The sequence below is a fragment of the Micromonospora sagamiensis genome (assembly GCF_014680085.1).
Lineage (GTDB): Bacteria > Actinomycetota > Actinomycetes > Mycobacteriales > Micromonosporaceae > Micromonospora > Micromonospora inyonensis.
In genome coordinates this window covers 1,540,828-1,563,925 of sequence record NZ_AP023438.1, presented here as the reverse complement: position 1 = coordinate 1,563,925, position 23,098 = coordinate 1,540,828, and the positions used below count along the sequence as shown (strand labels likewise).

The following is a 23,098-nucleotide window of genomic DNA, read 5'->3' as shown; positions in this document are numbered from 1 at the left end:
CAAATGTCCCCGTCCCCACCCCGGAGGTCCGCCATGGCGCCCCGTCCCACCCCCGCCGACAAGTTCTCCTTCGGCCTCTGGACGGTCGGCTGGCAGGGCCGCGACCCGTTCGGCGACGCCACCCGGCCCGAGCTGGACCCGGTCGAGGCGGTGCACCGGCTGGCCGACCTCGGCGCGTACGGGATCACCTTCCACGACGACGACGTCGTGCCGTTCGGCGCGGACGCCGCCACCCGCGACCGGCACCTCGCCCGGTTCCGCAAGGCCCTGGCCGACACCGGTCTGGCGGTGCCGATGGTCACCACCAACCTCTTCACCCACCCGGTGTTCAAGGACGGCGGCTTCACCAGCAACGACCGCCAGGTCCGGCGTTACGCGTTGCGCAAGGTGCTGCGCAACGTCGACCTCGCCGCCGAGCTGGGGGCCAAGACCTTCGTCATGTGGGGTGGCCGCGAGGGCGGCGAGTACGACGTCGCCAAGGACGTCCGGGCCGCGCTGGACCGCTACCGGGAGGCCGTCGACCTGCTCACCCAGTACGTCGTCGACTCCGGCTACGACCTGCGCTTCGCCCTCGAACCCAAGCCGAACGAGCCGCGCGGCGACATCCTGCTCCCCACCGTCGGGCACGCGCTGGCGTTCATCTCCACCCTGGCCCACCCCGACCTGGTCGGCCTCAACCCCGAGGTCGGGCACGAGCAGATGGCCGGGCTGAACTTCGTCCACGGCATCGCCCAGGCGCTCTGGCAGGGCAAGCTGTTCCACATCGACCTCAACGGCCAGCGCGGCGTCAAGTACGACCAGGACCTCGTCTTCGGCCACGGCGACCTGCTCAACGCCTTCGCCCTGGTCGACCTCCTCGAACACGGCGGCGTCACCGGTGCCCCCGGCTACGACGGTCCCCGCCACTTCGACTACAAGCCCTCCCGCACCGAGGACGTCACCGGGGTGTGGGCGTCGGCGGAGGCGAACATGCGGACGTACCTGCTGCTCAAGGAGCGGGCGGCGGCCTTCCGGGCCGACCCGGAGGTGGCCGGGGCGCTCGCCGCCAGCCGGGTCGCCGAATTGGCCGAGCCCACCCTCGCCCCCGGCGAGAGCGTCACCGACCTGCTCGCCGACCGCTCCGCCTTCGAGGACCTGGACGTCGACGCGGTGGCCGCGAAGGGCTTCGGCTTCGTCCGGCTCAACCAGCTCGCCGTCGAGCACCTGCTCGGCGCGCGCTGAGGAGGCCGCCGATGCCGCTCGTCGCGGGCGTCGACTCCTCGACGCAGTCCTGCAAACTCGTCGTCCGGGACGCGGAGACCGGCGCGCTGGTCCGGCAGGCGCGCGCCGGGCACCCGGACGGCACCGAGGTCGACCCGGAAGCCTGGTGGCAGGCCCTCACCGCGGCCATCGGCACCGCCGGCGGGCTGGGCGACGTGGCCGCCGTCTCGGTCGCCGGGCAGCAGCACGGCATGGTCTGCCTGGACGACACCGGCCGGGTGGTCCGGCCGGCGCTGCTCTGGAACGACACCCGCTCGGCCGGGGCCGCCGCCGACCTGGTCGCCGAGGCGGGCCCGGGGGAGACCGGCCGGCGGTTCTGGGCCGACGCGGTCGGCACCGTGCCGGTGGCCAGCCTGACCGTGGCCAAGCTGCGCTGGCTGGCCCGGCACGAGCCGGCCCACGCCGACCGGGTGGCGGCGGTCTGCCTGCCGCACGACTGGCTCACCTGGCGCCTCGGTGGCAGTGGTGACCCGGCCGCCCTGCGGACCGACCGCAGCGACGCCAGCGGCACCGGCTACTGGTCGCCGGCCACCGGACAGTACCGGCCCGACCTGCTGGAACAGGCCCTCGGCCGGCGTCCGCAGCTGCCCGTGGTGCTCGGTCCCGCCGAATCCGCCGGCACCCTCGGCGCACTGCCCGGGGGCGCGCTGCTCGGGCCCGGTGCGGGAGACAACGCCGCCGCCGCGCTCGGCGTCGGGGCCCGCCCCGGCGACGTGGTCGTCTCCATCGGCACCTCCGGCACCGTGTTCAGCGTCGCCGACACCCCGGCCGCCGACGCCACCGGCACCGTCGCCGGCTTCGCCGACGCCACCGGCCGCTACCTGCCCCTGGTCTGCACGCTCAACGCCGCCCGGGTGCTCGACGCCGCCGCCGCGCTGCTCCGGGTGGATCTGGCCGGACTGACCGACCTGGCGCTCTCCGCCCCGCCCGGGGCGGACGGGCTGGTCCTGGTGCCGTACCTGGAGGGGGAGCGGACCCCGAACCGGCCGGACGCCAGCGGGGCGGTGCACGGGCTCACCCTGCGCACCTCCACCCCCGCGCACCTGGCCCGCGCCGCCGTCGAAGGGATGCTCTGCGCGCTCGCCGACGGGCTCGACGCCCTGCTCGCCCAGGGCGCCCGGGTCGACCGGGTCGTCCTGGTCGGCGGGGGCGCGCGGTCGGCGGCCGTCCGCCGGATCGCGCCGCAGGTCTTCGGCTGCCCGGTCCTCGTGCCGCCACCCGGCGAGTACGTCGCCGACGGCGCGGCGCGCCAGGCCGCCTGGGTCGCCCTCGGGGGCGCGGCGGCCCCACAGTGGTCGGTCGGCGAGACCGGGGAGTACGCCGCCGACCCGGTCCCGGAGATCCGCCAGCGCTACGCCGAGGCGCGGGAACACCATCTCGCGCGCCTCGCTGACGGGTAATCGACTGTACGGGGGAGGCCCGGGTGGCGATTATCGACAGATGTCGTCGCTCGACCTCCCCACCCCGCCGCTCGACCTGACCCACCCGCCCGCGCCCCCGCCGACGGTGGAACCTGTCGCGGCGCTCCAGTCCGTCCTGCGCCACGACGACACCGACAGTCCGTGTGACGTCATCGACGCGCTGGCACTCGCCGACTTCATCACCGGCCGGCATCCCTGGTCGCACACCGTCCGACTGCCCCGGGCCCGTCCCGACGTGGAGCTCGTCCCCGCCGACGGGCGGCTGCTGCGCACCGCCATCGAGGCCCGGCAACGCTCCCAGCTGCTCGGCGGCGACGGCTGGACCGCCCGGGTGGTCGCCTGGAAGGGCTACGGCGCGGAGGTGACCGTCACCGCCGTCAGCGGCGAGATCGGCCAGGCCGCGCTGGACCGGATCGTGGCCGGGGCGACCGTCCCCGACGACGCCGGAGTGGGCCGGATCGGGTTCTGGCACCAGAACCCGCGCCGGGGCGCGCAGCGGGACGTACGTACCATCGCCACCCCCGAGTGGGCCACCATCCGGGGCAACTACACCGCAACCGCCCAGCGCGAGTTCGACCTGCTGATGGCCGTCACCCCGGAGAGCGTGGTCGGTCGGCTGGTGCTTCTGCACGGCGCGCCCGGCACCGGCAAGACCACCGCGCTGCGCGCCCTCGCGCACGCCTGGCGGCAGTGGTGCCAGGTCGACTGCGTCCTCGACCCGGACGTCCTCTTCGCCGATGCCGGGTACCTCTCCGAGGTGGCGGTGGGCAACGAGGACGAACCGGACGGCGGCCCCCGCTGGCGACTGCTGATCGTCGAGGACTGCGACGAGCTGATCCGGGGTGAGGCCCGGCAGACCTCCGGCCAGGCCCTGTCCCGGCTGCTCAACCTCACCGACGGGCTGCTCGGCCAGGGGCGGGACGTGCTGGTCGCGATCACCACCAACGAGGACCTGTCCCGGCTGCATCCGGCGGTCACCCGTCCCGGCCGGTGCCTGGCCCGGATCGAGGTGGGCCCGCTGTCGTACCCGGAGGCGACCGGCTGGCTCGGTGCTACCGGGATGCCGGCCGGCGCGATCACGGCGGTGCCGTCGGGCGGGGCCACCCTCGCCGAGTTGTACGCGTTGCGCGCCGGAGCCCCCACCCCGCCGACCGACCGGCACGATCCGGGCGGATACCTCTGAGGCGTCCGCGCGTCGTCACCCGGTCGTTATCTGGCCCTGGTTCAGTGCCCGACATGACCACCACCAGCGGCGGTACGCGGGCACACCGGCTCTACAGCGTCGTCGTCTTCGTGCTCCTCGCCTCGCTGGACAACGTCGCCATCGGACTGGTTCCCCCGCTGTACGGCCCGATCGCCGACTCGCTGGACGTGCCCCAGCGCCTGGTCGGCCTGGTCACCGCAGTGAGCTTCCTGGTCAGCGCGGTGGCCGCGGTCGGCTGGGCGTACGTCGGCGACCGGACCAACCGCAAGCCGCTGCTCATGGCCGGCACGCTGCTCTGGGCGGCCGGCACGGCCGGCAGCGCGTTCGCCCCCGGCTACCCGGTCTTCCTGTCGGCGCAGCTGGTCGCGGCGGTCGGGCTCGGTGCGGTCGGCTCGGTCGGCTTCTCGGTGGTCACCGACCTGATCTCGCCTCGCCGCCGGGGCCTGGTGATGAGTTTCTGGGGTCTCTCCCAGGGCATCGGCACGCTCGCCGGCACCCTGGTCGGCGGCATCCTCGGCGCGGCGGACTGGCGACGGCCGTTCCTGCTGCTCAGCCTGGTCGGCCTGGCCGCCACGGCGGCCTACCTGTTCACCTACGACGTGCGGCGTGGACAGAGCGAACCGGAACTGGCCGGCGCGCTCGCCCACGGTGCCGAGTACGACTACCGGATCAGCCGCGCCGACCTGCCCCGGATCCTGGACCGGCGGACCAACCGCTGGCTGGTCCTCCAGGGACTCACCGCCCAGGCCGCCTTCGGTTCGCTGGTCTGGCTGCCGGTGCTCTTCACCGAACGGGCCGAGGACCAGGGGTACTCGCCGGCCACCGCGATCGTGGTGGGCAGCGTCTTCGCCACCCTGTTCCAGCTCGGTGGGGTCTTCTCCATCGTCGGTGGGCTGGCCGGCGACGCGCTGCAACGGCGTACCCCGCGCGGCCGGGCCCTGGTCGCCGCGATCGGCATCCTCGCCGCCGTGCCGTTCTACCTGGTGCTCTTCTTCGTGCCGCTCCGGATCGACGTGCCGGACGGCGCGGGTGCCGGCGCGGTGATCGGCGCGGTGCTCGCCAGTGTCCTCACCGAACCGACCGTCGGGCTGAGCCTGCTCGCCGCCGTGCTGGCGCTCGCGCTGACCTCGGCGAACTCACCGAACTGGTTCGCGCTGATCGCCGACGTCAACCCGCCGGAGCACCGGGGCACCGTCTACAGCCTCGGCAACCTGGTCAACGGGATCGGCCGGGCGGCCGGGAACGGGCTGGTCGGGGTGGCCATCCACGCCCTGCGGGGAGCGTTCCCGCCGCCGCTGAACTTCGCCGTCGGGCTGGCCGCGTTCCAGCTCTTCTTCATCCCGACCGGGATCATGTACTGGCTCGCCTCCCGGACCTCACCCCGGGACATCGACAACGTGCACACCCTCCTGCACACCCGCGCCGAACGCCTCTGACCCGGGTGGTAGCAGGGGCCCCCTGCAACCGTCGCGCGGTAGGAGGGGCCCCCTGCAACCGTCGCGCGGTAGCAGGGGCCCCCTGCAGGGCAAAAAGCGGTAACAGGGGACCCCTCCTACCACCTCAGACGCGGTACCAGACGGTGACGTCGGTCGGCACCAGGCCGTCGTCGAGGGGACCGCTGGCGTGCAGCGGCTCGGCGCCGTCCGGCAGCGGCACCGCCGCCGCGCCGAAGTTGGTCAGCACGCCCACCGCACCGTTGCCGAAGTGCAGCACCTCGTCGCCGGCGGCGAGCCAGCGCAACGTGCCCCGGCCGAGCCCGTGCTCCCGGCGCAGTCGCAGCGCCGTGCGGTACAGCTCGTACGTCGAGCCGGGCACCCCGCGCTGCCGGTCCAACGCGTACTCGGACCAGAGGGGCGGCTGCGGCAGCCAGCTCGCGTCGGTCGGTCCGAAGCCGTACGACGGGGCGTCGGCCTCCCACGGGATCGGCACCCGGCAGCCGTCCCGGCCCCGCTCGGTGTGCCCACTGCGCTTCCAGGTCGGGTCCTGGCGCACCTCGTCGGGGAGCGAGGTGTGCTCCGGCAGCCCCAGCTCCTCACCCTGGTAGAGGTAGGCCGAGCCGGGCAGGGCGAGCATCAGCAGGGTCGCCGCCCGGGCCCGGCGCAGGCCGAGCGCGGCGTCCGGCTGCGGGTCGTCCACCCCGATGCCGTTGGGACGCGGGGTGCCGATCGGCAGGCCGAGCCGGGAGGCGTGCCGGACCACGTCGTGGTTGGACAGCACCCAGGTGGTCGGCGCGCCGACCGCGTCGGTGGCCTCCAGCGAGCGGGTGATCACCGCGTACTGGGCCGGCGCGGTCCAGGAGGCGAGCAGGTACTCGAAGTTGAACGCCTGGTGCATCTCGTCGGGGCGGACGTAGCGGGCCAGCCGTTCGGCCGGTTCCACCCACGCCTCGGCGACCAGGATCCGCTCGCCGTCGTAGCCGTCGAGCAGCCGACGCCACTCCCGGTAGATGTCGTGCACCCCCTCCTGGTCCCACATCGGCGGGCGGGGCTTGTCGACCTCCTGGCCGGAGGAGAGGATCTCCTGCGGCTCCTGCCAGTCAGCCAGGTCGGCCTGCTTGATCAGCCCGTGCGCGACGTCGACCCGGAAGCCGTCGACGCCCCGGTCGAGCCAGAACCGCAGCACGTCCAGGAACTCCGCCCGGACGTCTGGGTTGTCCCAGTTCAGGTCGGGCTGGGCGGTGTCGAACAGGTGGAGGTACCACTGCCCGTCGTCGACCCGGGTCCAGGCCGGTCCGCCGAAGGTGCTCTGCCAGTCGTTCGGCGGTTCCGTGCCGTCCGGGCCGCGGCCGTCGCGGAAGACGTACCGCTGCCGTTCCGGGCTGCCCGGCCCGGCGGCGAGCGCCGACCGGAACCAGGCGTGCGCCGACGACGTGTGGTTGGGGACCAGGTCGACGATCACCCTGATGCCCCGGGCGTGCGCGTCGGCGATCAGCCGGTCCGCGTCGGCGAGCGTGCCGAACAGTGGCTCGACGTCCCGGTAGTCGGCCACGTCGTAGCCGGCGTCGGCCTGCGGCGACGGGTAGAACGGGGACAGCCAGACCGCGTCTACCCCGAGGTCGGCGAGGTGCCCGAGCCGGGCGGTGATGCCCGGCAGGTCACCGATGCCGTCGCCGTCGGAGTCGGCGAAGGAACGCGGGTAGATCTGGTAGATGACGGCTTCGGTCCACCAGCCGGCAGCCGGGCCACCGGGGGATTCCTGCGGTTCGTGGTGGGTGTTCAGGGCCTTCTCCCGAGTCTCGAGCCGGACGGTTCCCACCGGCCGTCGCCACGCTGCCCGGCCGGGGCGGTCGATCCGTTCAGTGTGCCCTCGGAGGGGCGGTGGAATCACGCACCACCAGGCGAGTGGGGAGAATCACCGACGAGGCGGGCGGACTGGTCCCGGCGGTGCCGACGAGCGGGTCGAGCACCATCCGGGCGGCGAGCCGGCCCTGTTCGGTGGCGGGCTGCGCCACCGTGCTGAGTCCCAGCGCGACGGAGAGGTCGTGGTCGTCGACGCCGATCACGCTGACGTCCTGCGGTACCCGCAGCCCGGCCTCGCGCAGCGCGGCGATCGCGCCCATCGCCATCTCGTCGCAGGCGGCGAAGATCGCCGTCGGCGCGTCGCCCCGGCGCAGCAGCTCGACCGTGGCCTGGTGGCCGCCGTCGATGGTGAAGTGGGACTCCACGTCCAGGCGCGGGTCCGGCTGCACCCCGGCCGACCGCAGCGCCTCCTGGTAGCCGCGCCGCCGGTCGATGTGGGTGGTGAACGCCAACTCGTCCTCCGGATCGCCGGAGAGGTGCGCGATCCGCCGGTGGCCGAGGTCGAGCAGGTGTCTCGTGGCGGACCCGGCGGCGGCCACGTCGTCGATCCGTACGCACGGCCAGCCGGGGACGACGGTGCCGGAGCTGACGATGACGCCGGGCAGGTCGAGTTCGGTGAGCGCGGTCAGGTCGGCGGACCGCAGCGGGGTGGCGACCAGCAGGACCGCGTCGGCCCGCTTGTGCAGGTTGGCGGTCCGCAGCACCCGTTGTCGCGCCTGCGCCCGGCCCCCGAGGTTGTAGAGGAGCAGGTCGTACCCGGCGGAGTGGAGGACCGCCTCGACCGCCTCGACCACGGTGCCGAAGAACCACCGGGTGATCCGGGGGACGACCACGGCGACCGTCCCGGTGCGGCCCCCGGCCAGGCGGGAGGCGCTCGGTGAGACGGCGTAGTCGAGTTGCTCCGCGGCGGCGAGCACCCGTCGTCGGGTCGCCGCCGAGACCGTGGGAAGCCCGCGCAGCGCCCGGGAGACGGTGGCCGTGGAGACCCCCGCGAGCCGGGCAACGTCATCAATCCTGGTCACGGTTTCCCCGATCCGCCCACGTCGGCCGCCGTCCTTTGGATACGGACGGCGGCCGACGTCGGGGTCAGCCCTTGACGCTACCCGCGAGCAGGCCCCGCACGAAGTAGCGCTGCAGGGACAGGAACACGATCAGCGGTACGACGATCGAGACGAACGCGCCGGCGGTGAGCCGTTGCCACTCGTTGCCCCGGGTGCCGGCCATCTCGGCCAGCCGGACGGTGAGTGGCGCCGTCTCGTCGCCGCCACCGGCGAAGATCAGCGCGACGAGCAGGTCGTTCCAGACCCAGAGGAACTGGAAGATGCCGAAGGCCGCCAGCGCCGGGGTGATCAGCGGCAGTACGACGGTGCGGAAGATCTTGGGGTGGGTCGCACCGTCGACCCGCGCCGCCTCCATCAGGTCCTTCGGCAGCTGCGAGATGAAGTTGTGCAGCAGGAACACCGCCAGCGGCAGCGCGAAGCAGGTGTGCGCGAACCAGACCTGCACGAACTTCTGCTCGTCGGCGAGGTCCCACGCCGGCATCAGCGTGACGCCGCCGAGGCTGACCCCGTTGGAGAAGAAGCTCAGCAGCGGCACCAGGGCCATCTGGAGCGGCACGATCTGCAACGCGAAGATGGCGATGTAGACCCAGTCCCGACCCCGGAAGTTGATCCAGGCCAGGGCGTACGCGGCGAGCGCCGCGAAGGCCAGCGGGAAGAGCACCGAGGGCAGCGTGATCACCAGCGAGTTGATGAAGTAGCTCGCCAACTGGCCGGAGGAGGACGACCGCCCGAAGAGGACCTGCTGGTAGTTCTCCAGGGTGACCTGCGGGTCGGTGAAGAACGTCCACCAGCCGGTGCTCTTGATCTCGTCCTCCGGACGGAGGGACGAGATGAACAGCCCGAAGGTGGGGATGGTCCAGACCACCGCGATGACGATCGAGACCAGCGTCGCGGTCCGGCTGCTCAGCCGCTTGCGTACCCGTGCGGCGGCGGTCGTCGACCGGGCACCGGCCTGCGTGCCGGCGGCGACCGGGGGAGTGGTGGTGGTCATCTCAGCCCTCCCGCTGCTGCCGCAAGTTGCGGATCTGGTAGATCACGATCGGGATCACCAGGACGAAGAGGAAGACCGCCAGCGCGGCGCCCTGCCCGTTCTGGCCGTACCGGAACGCCTGGTTGTACATCTCGTTGGCGACCACGCTGGTGTCGTAGTTGCCGTTGGTGCTGGTCCGGACGATGTCGAAGACCTTCAGCGTGGCGATCGAGATGGTCACCACGACCACGATCAGCGCCGGCCGGATGCTGGGCAGGGTCACCTGCCAGAACATCTGCCACGGGTTGACGCCGTCCAGTCGGGCCGCCTCGACGATCTCGGCGGGGATGGCCTTGATCGCCGCGGAGAGCACGACCATCGCGAAGCCGGCCTGGATCCACACCATGATCACGATCAGCAGGAGCGTGTTCAGCGGCGATTCGAGCAGCCACTGCTTCGGTTCGCCGCCCAGGCTCACCACGATGTGGTTGAGCAGGCCGATCTGATCCTGCTCCTCGCCCCGGTAGGCGTAGACGAACTTCCAGATGATGCTGGCGCCGACGAAGGAGATCGCCATCGGCATGAAGATCAGCGACTTGGCGAGCGCCTCCAGCCGCGCCTTGTCGACCATGACCGCGTAGAGCAGGCCGATGATGGTCGCGACCAGCGGCACCAGGAGCACCCAGACCATGGTGTTGATGATCACGCGCAGGATGTCGTCCTGGGTGAAGAGCCACCCGTAGTTGCGCAGCCCCACCCACTTGTCGCTGCCGCCGTCCATGAACGACAGGACCGTGGTGCGAACCGCCGGCACGACCAGCCCGATGACGAGCAGCAGCACGGCGGGCATCAGGAAGAAGAGCGCGAAGACGCCCTCCCGCGGTTTGGCGCGTCGCCGGGACAGCGGCGCGCCGTTGGCCGCCGCGGCGACCAGCTGGGCCTCCCGACGACGGGCGAACCAGGCCGGCACCGCGTCCAGCAGCAGGAGCAGACCGCCCACCACCACGACGAAGGCCACCAGGCCGTACAGCAACATGACGAGCTTCGGTGACTCGTCGGCGAAGTCGAAGTTCATCCGCACTCCCAGGGAATCGCGGCCCGGCGCCAGGGGTCCGGCCCGCACTGGGCGGACCGGACCCCCGGGCGACTTACTTGGGCCAGCTGCTCTCGATGGTGGAGAGCACCGTGGCGGTGTCCTTGCCGTTGATCCAGTCGATCATGCCCTTCCAGAAGGTGCCCGCACCGACGGCGCCGGGCATCAGGTCGGAGCCGTCGAACCGGAAGACCGTCCCCTTGTCCTGGAGAATCTGGACGGAGAGCTTGTCGATCGGGTTGGCCACGTTGGCCGTGTCGAGCTTGTTGTTCGCCGAGACCCAGTTGCCGAGCTTGGCGCGGGCGTTGGCGTACTCACCGGAGGCGAGGTACGTCTGCACCGCCTGGACCTCCGGGCGGTCGGCGAAGGCGACCGTGAACTCGCCACCGCCGAGGACCGGCTTGCCCTTGGACTCGTCGATGGCCGGGAAGTAGAACGCGAAGACGTCGCCGTCCTCGGCCACCTTGGTGCCCTCCGGCCACTGGTTGGCGTAGAAGGACGCCTGGCGGTGCAGGGCGCACTTGTTCTGCAGGATCGGCGTGCCGGCCTCCTGGAAGGAGGTGGTGGCGATGCTCTTCACGCCGCCGAAGCCGCCGTTGACGTACTTCTCGTTCTTCAGGATGGTGCCGGCGCGGTTGAGCGCCTCGGCGACCTTCGGGTCGTTGAACGGGATGCCGTGGGTGGTCCACTGGTCGTAGACCTCGGGGGTCTGCGTACGCAGCATGAGGTCTTCGATCCAGTCGGTGGCCGGCCAGCCGGTCGCGTCACCGGACTCGATGCCGACGCACCACGGCTTGGTGCCGTCCGCCGCGATCTTGTCGCTCAGCGAGATGAGCTGGTCCCAGGTCTGCGGAACCTCCCAGCCCTTCTCCTTGAAGGTCTTGGGGGAGTACCAGACGAACGACTTGACGTTCGAGCCGAGCGGGGCGCCGTAGAACTTGCCGTCGACGGTGCTGTACTTCAGCCAGTCGGCCGAGTAGTTCTGCTCGGCCATCGCCTTGGTGTCGGCCGAGGCGGCCTTGAGCTTGCCCGCCTGGGCGAACCGGGCCAGCAGGCCGGGCTGCGGGACGAAGGCGATGTCGGGGGCGTTGCCGCCGTCGACGCGCACCTGGAGCTGCGCCTCGAACTCGCCGCTGCCCTCGTAGTCGATCTCGATGCCGGTGCAGTCCACGAACTGCTTCCAGGACTGCTCGAGCAGGTCGGCCTCGGCGTCACGGATCGACGCGTAGATCGAGACCTTCTTGCCGTCGTTGCCCTTGTACTTCTCGTATGCCGAGCACTCCGCCGAGTTGGCGTTGTTGCCGCTGCTGTCGTCGTCGCTGCCGCAGGCGGTGGCGGCGAGCGCCAGTCCGAGCGCACCGATGATCGCGATGGCCTGGCGTGGTCTGGCAGAGACCGCCATGCCGTCCTCCTTCACTAGGCGGCGCGGTCGTCGGGTGACCTCGCCGATCCGATTGGGCGTCCTCACATGTAAGCGCTTGCATCCGCGTCGGTCTAGCCCCTGCCGGACACGAGCAAGTAACAATCTGGAAACCCCGAGACCTATCCGTGCCGCGCCCCCTACCAGCGGAAGAACCTTTGATCGATCCCTTTCGACGGCTGGAGTTTTCTGCCACCCTGTCATCCAGCAATGGAAAGCTTTCGACATAGGAGAATCCGGATGCGTAAGCGCTTGCTCACTCTTGCGGCGGCGGCCGGCCTGCTGGCCGCGTCGGTCGTGGTTCCGGCCGCCCCGGCCATGGCCGCTCCCACCTTCAAGGTGCCCTTCAAGTGCGGACAGGCATGGTCAGGTCAGACCCGCACCAACCACAGCCCGGCGTACTCGATCGACTTCAACCGCACCGACGACCTCGGCGACCCGGTGGTGGCCAGCGCCCCCGGCACAGTGGACCGGGTGACCGACCTCGGCGGCACCAGCTACGGCAAGTACGTGCGGATCAACCACGGCAACGGGTACACCACCTACTACGCCCACCTCAACGGCTTCAACGTCTCCGTGGGACAGAGCGTGGGCTACGGACGGGTGATCGGCTACGTCGGCAGCACCGGCGGGTCGACCGGCCCGCACCTGCACTACGAGCAGCGCCTCAACGGCAACGACATCCAGATCCGGTTCAACGGTGCGCTCGCGCTGTACTGGGGCACCAAGACCTACACCAGCGACAACGGCTGCTCCAGCGGCGCCGGCTCCGGCACCGTGAACACCAGCGGCACCGCGCTGACCGTCCGCTCCGGCCCCGGTACGGGCTACACCGCCGTGGGCACCGTCGCCGACGGCACCCGCGTCACGATCTACTGCCAGACCACCGGCACCAGCGTCACCGGCACCTACGGCACCAGCAGCATCTGGGACCGGATCGGCTCCGGCCGGTACATCGCCGACGCCTACGTCCACACCGGCTACGACGGCTTCATCCCGAACGTGCCGCGCTGCTGACCACGCCCGGCGGGTGTGAGGTTTGGTGGTAGCAGGGGACCCCTGCAACGCAAAAAGCGGTAACAGGGGACCCCTGCTACCTACCTACCCACCCACCTACCTACCCACCCACCCACCTACCTACCCACCCACCCACCCACCTACCCACCACCCCGCGCCGCGCGGTTCAGCTCAGTTCAGCTGCCAGATGGCGCCGTTCAGGCACGCGGCGAAGGTGACCCAGGCCCAGTAGGGGAGCATCAGCAGGGTGGCCGGGCGGGACACCCGCCGGAAGAGGACGACCGTGAGGCCGGTCAGCAGCCAGAGCGCGACGATGTCGGCGAAGGCCAGCCCGTAGCGGCCCGCGCCGAAGAAGATCGGGGTCCAGGCCGCGTTGAGCACCAGTTGCGCCGTCCAGGCCGCGAGCGCGGGGCCGAAACCGACCCGCCGCCACACCAGCCAACCGGCGACGGCGATCATGGCGTAGAGCAGGGACCAGACCGGGCCGAACAGCCACGACGGGGGTGCCCAGGCGGGCTGGCGCAGGTTCGCGTACTCGCCGGACGTGTCCGACACACCCAGCACGCCGATCCCCGCGGCGACGACCACGGCGGCGGCGAAACCGACAAGAGCCCACCAGCTCCGCGCTCCGTGCGTCCGCCCCGCGCTGTGCGTCGTCGTCATGACCGGAGAGGTCCCCGCGCCGGGCGTCCGGCAAACCCGAAGGACCGCCGACACGAAGCGCCGGGGCCGTCGTACCGGGGCTCCTGTCGGGAGGACGGAGATTCCGGTACGACGACCCCGGCGGGTCCACGGGATACGGAAGACGGACGTCAACTGAAGAGGCTGACCCCGCCCGGGCCGACCAGCAGGCCCACTACGATGAGGACGACGCCCCACAGGATCTGCCGGCGGAACAGCGCCATGATGCCGGCGACCACCAGTACGACTGCGAGAATCCAGAGAATCAGCTCCATGGTTGCTGAGTACCCGACGGCCGGATTCGGGAAACCTGTGCTCAGTCGGTGTGGTTGCCCAGGTGGAAGATGCTGTAGGCCTGTTTGATCACGGGGTGCGCGACGTTCCGGACCCGGACCCCGCCGGGCGTGGTGCCGCGCTCGCTGCCGGCGTGCGCGTGCCCGTGCAGGGCCAGCGCGGTGGGTGCCGAGTCGATCGCCTGACCGAGCTGGTACGAGCCGAGGAACGGGTAGATCTCCAGGGGTTCGCCGGCGAGGGTGTCCGGCACCGGGGCGTAGTGCGTCAGCGCCACGAGGACGTCACAGTCCAGGCCGCGCAGCGCCGCGCCCAGCCGGTCGGCGCTGTCGGTGGTGGTCCGGACGAACGCCTTCATCTCCGGCTCGCCGAAGTCGCTGGCGCAGCGTCCGGCGAATCCGCCGCCGAAGCCCTTCACGCCGGCCACCCCGAGCCGACGCCCGCCACAGTCCAGCACCACGCCGTCGCCCTCCAGCACGGTGATGCCCGCGTCCTCCAGGACCTTCACCACCTGCGGCACCTGGTCGCACTGGTGGTCGTGGTTGCCGAGCACGGTGATCACCGGTATGCCGAGCCCGCCGAACTCCTCGGCCACGCAGCGCGCCTCGTTCTCCGTGCCGTGCCGGGTCAGGTCGCCGGCGAGCAGCAGCGCGTCGGCGTGTTCGGGCAGTTCCTCAAGGGCCGGCCGGAAGCGGCCCACCACGTCCTCGTCGAGGTGAACGTCGCCGACGGCGGCGATCCGGATCATGATGCGGTCCCCCTCACGGCAGTTCCTCGACTTCCGTCGGGGCCTGGGCGCGGGTGACCCCGATGTCGCTGGTGACCGGGACGTCGGGGAAGCGGTCGCTCACCCGACGCATGATCTCCTCCCGCCGGTGCGGACTCTCGACCTCGCCGTAGAGCACCAGCCCGTGCTCCCGCCGGACCACGGTGATGCCCTGTTCGGCGACGGCGGGGTCCTCGGTCAGCAGCCGCTGGATCTCGGCCTCCACGTACTCGTCGGGCGGTCCGGTGGCGGCGCTGAGATGGTCGGTCACGGTTGCTCCCTTCCTTCCGGGGCGCCGGAGTACGGCACCACGTCGAGTCGGTCCAGCAGCACCAGGAACGCCTCGGCGTACGGGGAGTGCTGGGTCTCCTTCCGTACCCGTTCCCAGTCGATCTGCTCCCGCAGCGAACGGGCCAGGGGGAGACCACGGGCGAAGTCGCAGTAGTGCTGGGAGAAGCTGAGCAGCTTGTGCACCATGAGCTGGGTGGCTGAGAGCACCGGCATGTGGATCGCGTCCACCGGCCGCACCACGGTGTCGGCGAAGGTCTCCTCGGTCACCGGGGTCTCGATCGGCCGGTGGATCAGGTCCACCATCCGCCCGTCGTCGTAGACCTTGACCAGCCAGTCCTCCGGTGGGCGCTCGGCGGTGAAGCCGTCGGCCACCAGGGCCTCGAGGGCCGGCTCGACGTCCTGGTGACGGATCAGGAAGTCCACGTCGTGTTCGCTGGAGTGTCCGCCGTGCGCGTAGACGGCGAAGCTGCCGCCCAGGGCGAAGGGGATGTCGGACTGCTTCAGCACAGCGGCGACCCGCTTGAGGGTGTGCAACAGACTGGCGTCCCCGTTTTGTGCCATCGAAGTCTCCCTGGTCGGTGGGCGGAACAGGTGCTCGCAGTGAAGTTGCGTACCCGGCATTCCGATCGGCCACACCTGTCACCGGGGCGGAGCCTGCACAAAATGCGATCTAAGTCCGTATCGTCATGCTCTGACAGTAGTCTGTCTACTTATGAAGCGCCGATCGGATATCCTCGGGAGGGTGGCCAGATCACTGCGGGCGCGGCGCGGCAGGGCCCGGCTGCGCGCCGTCGCTCTGATCGGCATCGACGGCTCGGGCAAGACGACCCAGGCGCACCGGCTCGCCGACGCCCTCACCGTGGCCGGGCTGCCGGCCACCTACCACCGCAACGCGGGCGGACGCGCCTGGCTCGGCCGGCTCGCCCAGCGGCTCGGTCGTCGGGACGCCCAGGGACTGCTCGGCAACCGTGGCATGCTCGCCGTCGAGTCGGTGCTGCGGTGGCTCGCCATCGCGCGGGCGCTGCTCGGCACCCTGCTCACCGGCCGGACGGCGGTGATGGACCGGTACGCCGTCTGCCAGTACGCCAGCATCCGCGCCCACGACGGCCGGCGCGGCGAGCGGCTGGCCCGACTGGCCTACCGCCTCTTTCCGTCGCCGCAGGTCACCTTCCTGCTCACGGTCGATCCAAGGGAGGCGTACCTGCGGATCGAACGGCGCGGCACCGACCACGAACCGATCGACTACCTCCGGGCGGCCGACGCGGCGTACCGGTCACTGCCGGAGTTCCCGACGTTCGTGGTGATCGACGCCAACCGGACCCCGGACGAGGTGACCCGGCAGATCCGCGACCACCTGGCGGCCTGGCTCCCGGCGACCGGGTCGCCGGTGACCCGGACGCCCCTGCTCACCCCGCTGGCGGCCCCCGCCCACCCGTGACCGGGCCCGCGGGTGTCCGTCGCCTGACCGCCCGGCGGAGCGGTCAGGCGCGGCCGTGCACCGGGACGGCCGCGCCGCTGGTCGGCGCGGACTCGTCGCTGGCCAGGAAGCGCACCACCGGGGCGATCTCCGCCGGGGCGACCCACCGGCTGTGGTCGGCGTCGGGCTGGGCGGCCCGGTTTGCCGGAGTGTCGATCACGCTCGGCAGGACGGTGTTGCAGCGCACCCCGCTCGCGCGGTACTCCACCGCGACCGCGTTGGCGAACGCCAGCACCGCCGCCTTGGCGGTCACGTAGCCGGCCACCCCGGGGAAGGGCGCGAGCGCGGCCCGTGCCGACACGCAGACCACCGCGCCGCCCCCGGCCGCCGTCAGCCGGGGCAGCGCCGCCCGGGTGACCAGGTACGTCGGGCGCAGGTTCAGGGTGAGCATCCGGTCGAACTCCTCGATCGGCGTCTCGTGCACCAGCCCGCCGCTGGCGTACCCACCGACGAGGTTGACCACCGCGCGCAGCGGGGCCGCCGGCTCGCCCGCGGCCACCTCCACCGCGCGGGCCGCTCCGGCCGGGTCGGTGAGGTCGGCGGCGACGGCGAGCGACCCGTCGTCCTCGGCCGGACGCAGGTCGGCCACCACCACCCGCCAGCCCGCTGCCGCGAAGGCGGCGGTCACCGCGCCACCCAGCCCGCCCGTGCCACCCGTGACCAGTACGCTCCGCTCCACCATGCGGACACGCTAGCGGTTCCGCACGGCCGGCGTCGGTGGCCGCCCGCGCCGTCGGTGGGGACACGGGCGTGGCGTTCGGCCCCGCAGGCGGCGGCGCCGGCCCCGCGAGGGCGCGCGGGCCGGGGTTGCGCCCAGGGCGTAACCCTTCTGCCCAGGGCTAACCGGCCTGGCGGTCCGGTCCACCCGGGCGCAGCATCGTCGCCATGCGACTCCTCATCCTCGGTGGTACCCAGTTCCTCGGCCGGGCGGTGGCACGGCTCGCCCTCGCGCAGGGGCACGACGTCACCTGCGTCGCCCGGGGCACCTCCGGTGCGCCGGTACCGGGCGCGCGCTTCGTGGCGGCGGACCGGTCCGACCCCGCCGGGCTCGCTCCGCTCGACGGCGAGCGGTTCGACGCGGCGATCGACGTGACCCGCTGGCTGGACCAGGCCCACCACACCCTCGCCGCGCTCGCCGACCGGGTCGACCACTGGTCCTTCGTCTCCAGCATCTCCGTCTACGCCGGCTTCGCGACCCCGGGCGGAGGCGTCGCGGACACCCCGCTGCTGCCACCCGCCCCAGCCGGCGTGACCGGCCCCGGCCCGGACCACCAGTGGTACGGCGAATGCAAGGTCAGCATCGAGCGGGCGTACGCCGAGGCGGTGGAGCGGCTCTTCGTCTGCCGGGCCGGCCTGATCATCGGGCCGGAGGACCCGAGCGACCGGTTCCCGTACTGGGTGCGGCGGCTCACCGCGGGCGGCGAGGTGCTCGCCCCCGGCGCACCGGACGACCCGGTGCAGTACGTCGACGTCGACGACCTGGCCGCCTGGCTCCTGCACGGGGCCGGGTCCGGGCTGACCGGAACGTACGACGGCATCGGCGCGGCGGTGCCCCGGGCGGAGGTGCTGCGCGGGATCGCGGCCGGTGTCGGCTCGCCCGAGCCGCAGTTGACCTGGGTGGATGCCGACTTCCTCCAGGCCCGGGACATCCGTCCCTGGTCGGGGGAGCGGTCGCTCCCGTTGTGGGTGCCCGGCACGGAGTGGGTCGGCTTCCTCGCCCGGGACGCCCGTCCCGCACTCGCGGCCGGACTGGTCACCCGTCCGGTGGCGGAGAGTGCCCGGAGGACCCTGGCCTGGATGGACGCCGAGCCCGGGGCCGTCCGGCAGGGTGGACTCGACCCGGCGGACGAGGCGGCCGTTCTGCGGGAATGGCACGCTGGCGGTCGGCGGTGACCACTCGGAACGAGTTTTCCCGATAAGCCGGATCGTGGTTGACGCCTACGCCTGATGAAAGTAAGTTTCATCCGTGGCGAAGAGTCCGAAGATTTCCGCGAGGAACGAGCCTGGTGGCTCAGCGAGAAGCGGGCCGGGCGGTTCCGTGGGCCAGAGCCACGAGCCCGGTGGCCTGATCGTCCACATCAGCGGCCTGCTGCCCTCGCTCTCGCCGGCCGAGCAGCGGGTCGCCCGCCTGGTCGTCGCCGACCCGGCCGACGCCGCGCGCCGGACCATCACCGACCTCGCCACCGCCGCCGAGACGTCGGAGGCGACGGTGATCCGGTTCTGCCGCTCGGTCGGCATGAACGGTTACCCGCAGCTGCGGATCCGACTCGCCGCCGAGGCGGCACGCCGGGTCGAGCCACTGGACGCACGGGTCGTCGGGGGTGACATCCCGCCCGGAGCCGACCTCGCCCAGATCATCGCCACCATCGCGTTCAACGACGCCCGCGCCGTCGAGGAGACGGCCGAGCAACTCGACCCGGCCGTGTGCGAGCAGGTGGTGGAGGCGATCTCCCACGCCGGCCGGATCGACATCTACGGTGCCGGGGCCAGCGGATTCGTCGCCTCGGACTTCCAGCAGAAGCTGCACCGGATCGGTCGCACCGCCTTCTACTTCCCCGACGTGCACACCGCGCTCACCTCGGCCGCCCTGCTCGGCCGGGGTGACGTGGCGGTGGGCATCTCCCACACCGGGACGACCTCCGACGTGATCGAGGTGCTGGAACAGGCGCGCGCCCAGGGTGCCCTCACCGTCGCCCTGACCAACTACCCCCGGTCGCCGATCACCGAGGACGCGGACTTCGTCCTCACCACGGCGGCCCGTGAGACGACGTACCGCTCCGGGGCGATGGCCAGCCGCCTCGCCCAGCTCACCGTGGTCGACTGCCTCTTCGTCGGGGTCGCCGCCCGCAACCGTGCCCGGGCCCGGAAGGCCCTGGAGGTCACCGCCGACGCCGTCAAGTCCCACCGGGTCGGCTCCACCCGGAGGAAGGCATGACCACCGACCAGGTGCCGTCCGAGGTCCGTCCGGTGGTCCGGGTGGGTGCGCCGACCGAACGGCGTAATCCGCTCAGCGCCGACCTCGACCTGATGTCCACCCGGGACATGCTCACGGTCATCAACGAGGCGGACCGGCGGGTGCCGGCGGCCGTGGCCGGGGTGCTCGACGAGATCGCCGCTGCCGTCGACCTCGCCGTGACGGCGCTGCGGACGGGACGGCGGGTGCACTACTTCGGTGCGGGCACCTCCGGTCGACTCGGCGTCCTCGACGCGGTCGAGCTCATCCCCACCTTCAACTCCCCGCGGCACTGGTTCTGCGCCCACCTCGCCGGCGGGCAGGACGCGATGTGGCAGGCGGTCGAGGACGCCGAGGACAACCACCGGCTCGGGTCCGCCGAGGCGACCGAGTGCGTGGCCGCCGGTGACGTCGTGGTCGGCCTGGCCGCCAGCGGACGCACGCCGTACGTTCTCGGGGCGTTGGCCGCGTCCCGGGCCCGGCAGGCCGCGACGGTGCTGCTCTGCGCCAATCCGGATGCCGACGCCGCCCGGGACGTGGACGTCTTCATCGGGGTCGACACCGGCCCCGAGGTGGTGACCGGCTCGACCCGGATGAAGGCGGGCACGGCGCAGAAGCTGGTGCTCAACGCCTTCTCCACCGCCGTCATGGTCCGTCTCGGCCGGGTCTACTCGAACCTCATGATCGACGTGGTGGCCACCAACGCCAAGCTCCGGGGCCGGATGATCACGATCCTGGTCGAGGCGACCGGGTGCAGCGAGGAACTCTGCCAGCAGGCGCTGAACGCGGCCGACGGCGACCTGAAGACCGCCCTGGTCTCCCTGGTCTCCGGTGCCGACGTGACGAAGGCGCGGGCCGCGCTCGCCCGCTCGGGCGACCAGGTACGCGGCGCGGTCGCCCTGCTCGCCACCTGAGGCCGCCCGCCCCAGGACGGGGCGGGCGGATACTTCACCCGGGGCCGGGGTATTCATCCGGGTGTGGATGAACCGACCGCTCCGCCCGTGCGTCTGTCACAGTGACCGGAATCGCAGCTCGGCGGTGACGTGCGTCGCTGTGCGGGACGGGTACCCGATGGTGCCATGACAGGGGAGCGCCCGACCGCCGCGCCGCCCCGCACCGTGCCCGCCGACGACCATCCGGCGGGGGTGCTGACAGCAAACGCCAACCGTGCTTTCAGCTAGCACTCAGGCATTCGTGACAGTTTCGACTCATGACATGGAATCCCCGACGCGTCCCATCTGTTGTGTAGGTGTCAGCACCGGTGGGCACAGCGGAGATTACGGGGGAGGGCTGATGGACGTGGGGATGGCAAGGAACCGGGCAACCGGCGCGAGCGAGGGGACCGTGGGCAACGTGGACAAGAACATCGGCATGCGAACCGACGAGGTTGCCGAGGAGCGCGACCTGGTCGGTGTCTACCTTCACGAGATCTCCCGGACGCCGCTGCTGGACGCCGCCCGGGAGGTCGAACTCTCCAAGGCGATCGAGGCGGGCCTCTACGCCGAGCACCTGCTCGGCGAGGACCTGGTCCCCGAGGGCGTCGACCGGGACGAGCTGGAGCGGCTGGTCGTCGAGGGAGAGCGGGCCAAGGACCTGTTCATCCGGGCGAACCTGCGGCTGGTCGTGTCGATCGCCCGCCGCTACGTCCGCTCCGGGATGCCCATGCTGGACCTGATCCAGGAGGGCAACACCGGTCTGGTCCGCGCGGTCGAGAAGTTCGACTACGAGCGGGGCTACAAGTTCTCGACCTACGCGACCTGGTGGATCCGTCAGGCGATCAGCCGGGCGATCGCCCAGCAGGAGCGCACCGTACGGCTGCCGGTGCACCTGGTCGAGGACGTCAACCGGATGCGCAACGTGGCCCGTCAGCTCACCCGTGAGCTGGGTGGCGACCCGGAGCCGGAGCAGGTCGCGAACGCGCTCGGCGTCACCGTCGAGCGGGTCAACGAGCTGATCCGTTGGTCGCAGGACACCGTCTCGTTGGACACCCCGGTCGGCGACGACGGCGACACCAACCTGGGTGACCTGGTGGCCGACAGCGACGCCCCCTCGCCGGAGGAGATCGTCCTCACCGGCCTGGAGCGGCAGCGCATCGAGGGCCTGCTCAACCACCTCGACGACCGGTCCGCCGGCATCATGCGGGCCCGGTACGGCCTGGAGGACGGGCGGGAGCACTCACTCACCGAGGTCGCGTCGCGCTTCTCGCTCTCCCGGGAGCGGATCCGGCAGCTGGAGATCCAGGCGCTCGGCCGGCTGCGTGAGCTGGCCCGGGCGGAGGGGCTGCGGGCGGCCTGACCCCCGACCGCCCGAGCGGCGGGCAACGCAACGACGGCGTACGGCCGGCGTCCGGAAGGCGGACGCCGGCCGTACGGCGTACCGGGGCGGGACGCTCAGCGCACCCGGCCGTATCCGTACGGGGACATCAGGTCGACGTCCCGGATCTCGACGTTGCGGCCGAAGGTCGGGGCGTGGATCACCTTCCCGCCCCCGACGTAGAGCGCCACGTGCCCGAGCGCTCGGTAGAAGACGAGGTCACCGGGGCGCAGGTCGGCGCGGCCGACCCGAGCGGTGGCTTTCCACTGCATCGCCGCGTTGTGCGGCAGCGACTTCCCGGCCGCCCGCCACGCGGCCAGGGTCAGCCCGGAACAGTCGTACCCGTCCGGGCCCTCGGCACCCCACCGGTACGGCTTGCCGAGCGCGCCGTAGGCGTAGCGGACGGCGGTGCCGGCCCGGCCGGAGACGGCCGGCGACTTCGGACGGGTGGCCGGGCGGGTGGGCTTCTCCGTGGCCGCCCCGTACGCCTGCCGGCGTAGCTCGTAGAGGCGGCTCAGGTCACGCTCGATCCGCTTCTTCCCGGCGGCCAGCTCCCGCGACTGGGCGGCCTGCCGGGCCAGGGTGGCCTCCAGCTTCGTCCTGGCGTCGACCAGCTTGCGGCGGTCCGCGCCGAGGCCGGCGACCTGCTGCTCCCGGCGTCGGGTGACCTGGTCGAGGGTGCCCAGCCGGGTGAGCAGGGCGGACCGGTCACCGGTGCGCAGCAGCACCTCGGCGGTGCCCAGCCCGCCGGTCTTGTACGCGGTCACCGCGTACCGGTCCACGTCGGAGCGGCCCTGTGCCACCTGCCGCTCCAACGGCCCGATCCGGGCTGTCAGCTTCGCCACCGCCGCCCGGTTGGCCTTGATGTCCTCGTTGAGCTTGTTCCAGGACTCGACCACCCGTTCCAGCTCGGTCGAGACGCGGTCGATCCGTCGGGTCAACTCGGCCGGTGTCGGCTCCGCCCGCACCACCGAGGCCGGGGCGAGCAGGACGGCGATCAAACCACCGATCACCAGTGAGCGCAGCAGGATCCGAAGCGACGACGACACGAGTGGCGGACTCCTCTCCCGGGACGGGCCGCCGGACGTCCGGCGGTGTCGGCCCGGGGTCCGTCCGTGGACGATCACCCCGGCCGGCGTCCCAACCTAACCGGTTCCCCGCGCCACGGCAGGGGCGGCACACCCACGTACCGGCCGGAGCCGTCCGCCGACCCCTGCTACCGCGCAAGGAGGGTGCTACCGCGCGAGGGGGAGGTCGGCCGGCTGCGGGGTGCGCGGGGCGGCGGTCACCCAGCGGCTGACCCGCCGCTCGGCGTAGAAGGAGACGAACGGCACGGTGCCGGCGAGCATCACCAGCGCCATCCGCTTCAGCGACCAGTCCGCCCGACGGGCCAGGTCGAACGCGGCGGCCAGGTAGACCATGTAGAGGAAGCCGTGCGCCGGACCGATCGTCTCGACCACGATCGGGTCGTCGAAGCCGTACTTCAGCGGCATTCCGATCACCACGAGCAGGATCAGCACCACGCCCACGATCCAGGCGATCACGCGGTACCGGGTAAGGGCTGCGCCCACGGTCTTCTGT

The 23,098-nt window shown here is 72.0% G+C and carries 23 protein-coding genes; 10 read left to right on the top strand and 13 right to left on the bottom strand.

Features of this window, described 5'->3' with window-relative positions; genetic code table 11:
* The first annotated feature begins 33 nt into the window (after nt 1-33).
* Genes xylA through IGA62_RS06540 form a run of 4 tightly spaced genes read left to right on the top strand, consistent with a single transcriptional unit; the run spans nt 34 to nt 5,321 of the window.
* Complete coding sequence (xylA, locus tag IGA62_RS06555) at nt 34-1,221, top strand: xylose isomerase (RefSeq protein WP_145815803.1); 1,188 nt, start codon at nt 34-36, stop codon at nt 1,219-1,221.
* A gap of 11 nt (nt 1,222-1,232) precedes the next feature.
* Nucleotides 1,233-2,660 (top strand): xylulokinase, encoded by a 1,428-nt coding sequence (gene xylB, locus IGA62_RS06550; RefSeq protein ID WP_145815804.1) that lies wholly within the window; start codon nt 1,233-1,235, stop codon nt 2,658-2,660.
* Between the two features lie 40 nt (nt 2,661-2,700).
* Complete coding sequence (locus tag IGA62_RS06545) at nt 2,701-3,864, top strand: DUF5925 domain-containing protein (protein ID WP_145815805.1); 1,164 nt, start codon at nt 2,701-2,703, stop codon at nt 3,862-3,864.
* A gap of 53 nt (nt 3,865-3,917) precedes the next feature.
* Nucleotides 3,918-5,321 carry an MFS transporter gene (locus IGA62_RS06540; RefSeq protein ID WP_145815806.1) on the top strand — a complete coding sequence of 468 codons (1,404 nt, stop codon included), beginning with the start codon at nt 3,918-3,920 and terminating at the stop codon, nt 5,319-5,321.
* A gap of 124 nt (nt 5,322-5,445) precedes the next feature.
* Here IGA62_RS06540 and IGA62_RS06535 read toward each other — a convergent pair whose 3' ends face one another.
* The 5 genes from IGA62_RS06535 to IGA62_RS06515 form a co-directional block, all read right to left on the bottom strand.
* Nucleotides 5,446-7,104: a glycoside hydrolase family 13 protein gene (locus tag IGA62_RS06535; RefSeq protein WP_145821758.1), complete on the bottom strand. Its 1,659-nt coding sequence runs from the start codon at nt 7,102-7,104 to the stop codon at nt 5,446-5,448.
* Between the two features lie 76 nt (nt 7,105-7,180).
* A complete protein-coding gene (locus IGA62_RS06530; RefSeq protein ID WP_145815807.1) occupies nt 7,181-8,206 on the bottom strand; it encodes a LacI family DNA-binding transcriptional regulator in 1,026 nt (341 codons plus the stop codon).
* A gap of 64 nt (nt 8,207-8,270) precedes the next feature.
* Nucleotides 8,271-9,236 (bottom strand): carbohydrate ABC transporter permease, encoded by a 966-nt coding sequence (locus IGA62_RS06525; RefSeq protein ID WP_145815808.1) that lies wholly within the window; start codon nt 9,234-9,236, stop codon nt 8,271-8,273.
* Between the two features lies 1 nt (nt 9,237).
* A complete protein-coding gene (locus IGA62_RS06520; RefSeq protein WP_145815809.1) occupies nt 9,238-10,290 on the bottom strand; it encodes a carbohydrate ABC transporter permease in 1,053 nt (350 codons plus the stop codon).
* A 73-nt stretch (nt 10,291-10,363) separates the two neighbouring features.
* Entirely contained in the window at nt 10,364-11,710 is a 1,347-nt protein-coding gene (locus tag IGA62_RS06515) for an ABC transporter substrate-binding protein (RefSeq protein WP_145815810.1), read from the bottom strand.
* Between the two features lie 258 nt (nt 11,711-11,968).
* Between IGA62_RS06515 and IGA62_RS06510 the strand changes: the two genes are divergently transcribed.
* A complete protein-coding gene (locus IGA62_RS06510; RefSeq protein ID WP_145815811.1) occupies nt 11,969-12,745 on the top strand; it encodes a M23 family metallopeptidase in 777 nt (258 codons plus the stop codon).
* Between the two features lie 171 nt (nt 12,746-12,916).
* On the opposite strand, the gene IGA62_RS06505 is transcribed toward IGA62_RS06510, so the two are convergent.
* The 5 genes from IGA62_RS06505 to IGA62_RS06485 form a co-directional block, all read right to left on the bottom strand.
* The gene (locus IGA62_RS06505; protein WP_145815812.1) at nt 12,917-13,408 is read right to left on the bottom strand and encodes a TspO/MBR family protein; all 492 of its coding nucleotides are present in this window, start codon (nt 13,406-13,408) and stop codon (nt 12,917-12,919) included.
* 149 nt (nt 13,409-13,557) lie between these two features.
* Nucleotides 13,558-13,701 carry a GPGG-motif small membrane protein gene (locus tag IGA62_RS06500; protein ID WP_186499730.1) on the bottom strand — a complete coding sequence of 48 codons (144 nt, stop codon included), beginning with the start codon at nt 13,699-13,701 and terminating at the stop codon, nt 13,558-13,560.
* Between the two features lie 41 nt (nt 13,702-13,742).
* A complete protein-coding gene (locus tag IGA62_RS06495; protein WP_145815813.1) occupies nt 13,743-14,468 on the bottom strand; it encodes a metallophosphoesterase family protein in 726 nt (241 codons plus the stop codon).
* Between the two features lie 10 nt (nt 14,469-14,478).
* Nucleotides 14,479-14,754, bottom strand: a complete 276-nt coding sequence (locus tag IGA62_RS06490; protein ID WP_145815814.1) for a hypothetical protein — start codon at nt 14,752-14,754, stop codon at nt 14,479-14,481.
* Nucleotides 14,751-15,335, bottom strand: a complete 585-nt coding sequence (locus IGA62_RS06485) for a nucleotidyltransferase family protein (protein ID WP_145815815.1) — start codon at nt 15,333-15,335, stop codon at nt 14,751-14,753. Before IGA62_RS06485 ends, IGA62_RS06490 begins: the two co-directional genes overlap by 4 nt.
* Nucleotides 15,336-15,486: 151 nt before the next feature.
* Here IGA62_RS06485 and IGA62_RS06480 point away from each other — a divergent pair, with 151 nt between their 5' ends.
* Nucleotides 15,487-16,212 carry a dTMP kinase gene (locus IGA62_RS06480; RefSeq protein ID WP_145815816.1) on the top strand — a complete coding sequence of 242 codons (726 nt, stop codon included), beginning with the start codon at nt 15,487-15,489 and terminating at the stop codon, nt 16,210-16,212.
* 43 nt (nt 16,213-16,255) lie between these two features.
* Here the strand turns inward: IGA62_RS06480 and IGA62_RS06475 are convergent, their stop codons facing one another.
* Nucleotides 16,256-16,933: an SDR family NAD(P)-dependent oxidoreductase gene (locus tag IGA62_RS06475; protein ID WP_145815817.1), complete on the bottom strand. Its 678-nt coding sequence runs from the start codon at nt 16,931-16,933 to the stop codon at nt 16,256-16,258.
* Nucleotides 16,934-17,136: 203 nt separating this feature from the next.
* Here IGA62_RS06475 and IGA62_RS06470 point away from each other — a divergent pair, with 203 nt between their 5' ends.
* The 4 genes from IGA62_RS06470 (at nt 17,137) to IGA62_RS06455 (ending at nt 21,499) form a co-directional block, all read left to right on the top strand.
* A complete protein-coding gene (locus IGA62_RS06470; RefSeq protein WP_145815818.1) occupies nt 17,137-18,144 on the top strand; it encodes an NAD-dependent epimerase/dehydratase family protein in 1,008 nt (335 codons plus the stop codon).
* A gap of 145 nt (nt 18,145-18,289) precedes the next feature.
* Nucleotides 18,290-19,186 carry a MurR/RpiR family transcriptional regulator gene (locus tag IGA62_RS06465; RefSeq protein ID WP_091450726.1) on the top strand — a complete coding sequence of 299 codons (897 nt, stop codon included), beginning with the start codon at nt 18,290-18,292 and terminating at the stop codon, nt 19,184-19,186.
* A complete protein-coding gene (gene murQ, locus IGA62_RS06460; RefSeq protein WP_145815819.1) occupies nt 19,183-20,118 on the top strand; it encodes an N-acetylmuramic acid 6-phosphate etherase in 936 nt (311 codons plus the stop codon). Before IGA62_RS06465 ends, murQ begins: the two co-directional genes overlap by 4 nt.
* Nucleotides 20,119-20,509: 391 nt before the next feature.
* Nucleotides 20,510-21,499, top strand: a complete 990-nt coding sequence (locus tag IGA62_RS06455; RefSeq protein ID WP_186500186.1) for a sigma-70 family RNA polymerase sigma factor — start codon at nt 20,510-20,512, stop codon at nt 21,497-21,499.
* Nucleotides 21,500-21,594: 95 nt separating this feature from the next.
* Here IGA62_RS06455 and IGA62_RS06450 read toward each other — a convergent pair whose 3' ends face one another.
* Together IGA62_RS06450 and IGA62_RS06445 are read right to left on the bottom strand one after the other, a co-directional pair.
* Nucleotides 21,595-22,566 carry a C40 family peptidase gene (locus IGA62_RS06450; protein ID WP_232624902.1) on the bottom strand — a complete coding sequence of 324 codons (972 nt, stop codon included), beginning with the start codon at nt 22,564-22,566 and terminating at the stop codon, nt 21,595-21,597.
* Nucleotides 22,567-22,752: 186 nt separating this feature from the next.
* Nucleotides 22,753-23,088 carry a DUF3817 domain-containing protein gene (locus tag IGA62_RS06445; protein ID WP_145815821.1) on the bottom strand — a complete coding sequence of 112 codons (336 nt, stop codon included), beginning with the start codon at nt 23,086-23,088 and terminating at the stop codon, nt 22,753-22,755.
* Nucleotides 23,089-23,098: the final 10 nt, after the last annotated feature.